The organism is Leisingera sp. F5 (assembly GCF_001593695.1).
In genome coordinates this window covers 1-1,473 of sequence record NZ_LUKH01000909.1, presented here as the reverse complement: position 1 = coordinate 1,473, position 1,473 = coordinate 1, and the positions used below count along the sequence as shown (strand labels likewise).

General features: G+C 59.5%; 1 protein-coding gene and 1 pseudogene. Both read right to left on the bottom strand.

What is annotated here, in order from left to right:
- Nucleotides 1–217 (bottom strand): annotated as a pseudogene (locus tag A2I95_RS37350) (class I SAM-dependent methyltransferase); the annotation flags it as partial.
- Nucleotides 218–325: 108 nt separating this feature from the next.
- The coding region (locus tag A2I95_RS37345) for a glycosyltransferase family 2 protein (RefSeq protein WP_291737505.1) at nucleotides 326–1,473 on the bottom strand (1,148 nt) is incomplete at its 5' end.

The window sequence follows — 1,473 nt, the reverse complement described above, 5'->3', positions numbered from 1 at the left end:
ACGCCGGGCTGCCGGTGCGGGCGTGGCGGATGATGCGGTCAGCGGGCAGGATCTCATTGGCGTCCGCCACCTGCACCCCGTCGGGCACGCCTTTGACCTCGTCGTAAGTGAACAGCACCACTTCGTGGCCATGATCCACAAAAGATTGAAGGCAAAGCTGCTCCAGCCAGCTGAGTTCTGGGCCCACCCAAAGTGACGCAATGGCCGGAAGTGCCATGATGACTGCCCCTCAAAGAACCAATTAATGCAGCTGTTTAACAGCGCTTTTTGTTAACGGATTTTAACCTGCACCCTCACGCCCTGTCAACGTACAGGGCGGCGGGGTTCAATGGTTGGTCTCGCCGCGCTCCACTGTGAACCAAAAATCGCTGCCGGGCACGTGTTCGGCGATTCCGTCCGGGATCACGCCGGGGCCGCTAAGGAACACATTGGCGCCGAAATGCGCGTGCATCCGCGATAGTTTGCACAGTTTATCGCCCGTCAGCTCCTGGAACAGCGCCAACATGTCATCCCGGGTTTTTAGTTCTTCGATTTTCTCGCGGTGCTTGCGGCTGGCGTATTCATGCGCAGCTGCGATATCAGGATCTGCCAGCAGCCGCGCCATCTCTGCCTCCAGAGCCGGGATCATGCGCTGGATTGAGCGTTCCTCCTCAGCGTTGTTGTTCATCCGGAACCAGTAGGACAGCCCTTGATCGCGGTCCACATGGTTCACCCGGCCGCGGTCACGCTTGACCAGAAAGCTTTCGGCGCTGCGCACGGCGTAATGATTGAGCTGCACCAGGTCATAGCCATAGGTGCTCATCGAGGAGCGCCAGCCGTTGCGGAACATCTCCCGCGGCATGTCCTGGCCGGAGCCGTTGACCCAGCGGATATCCTCCCACAGCTGCGGCTTCAGCCCCTTGGGGCGGTGAACCCCCAGCTTTTTGAAGATACCTGTGTTGCGGAACAGGGTCTTGAAGCCCCAGGCCTGATGCGGCTTGCGAGTGACTTCAAAAGCGCAGCGGGTGAATTCGCGCAGGATCAAATCGCCGGTGAAATCGCGCACGTCATTGTTGCCGAACAGCCGCCAGGTCATTGCGATCATATTGGCATCGCCCACGGCCTCAAACAGGTCCGGCAGCCGGCCATCGCCGCATTTGATGTTGATGAACTCATCCACATCCATGCAGACCAGCCAGTCGGCCTCCCGGATTACCGGCTCTTCCTCCGCCGCCTGCAAGGCCGCGTGCTGCGGCTTCAGATCTGTGTTGCGGAACGGGTTTTCGCGGTGCTGGACGATGCCCTTATCCTGCAGCAGCTGCAGCATTGTGTCGGTGCCATCGGTGCAGTCGTTGGTGTAGACGATAAAATCATCCACCCCGATTGCGCGGTGGTAGGCCAGCCATTCCAGAATGAACGGCCCTTCGTTTTTCATCGTGGTGACGACAGTGGTCTTGGGCTTGCCACGGCGCCGCTTAATCGCATCCTCCGGAG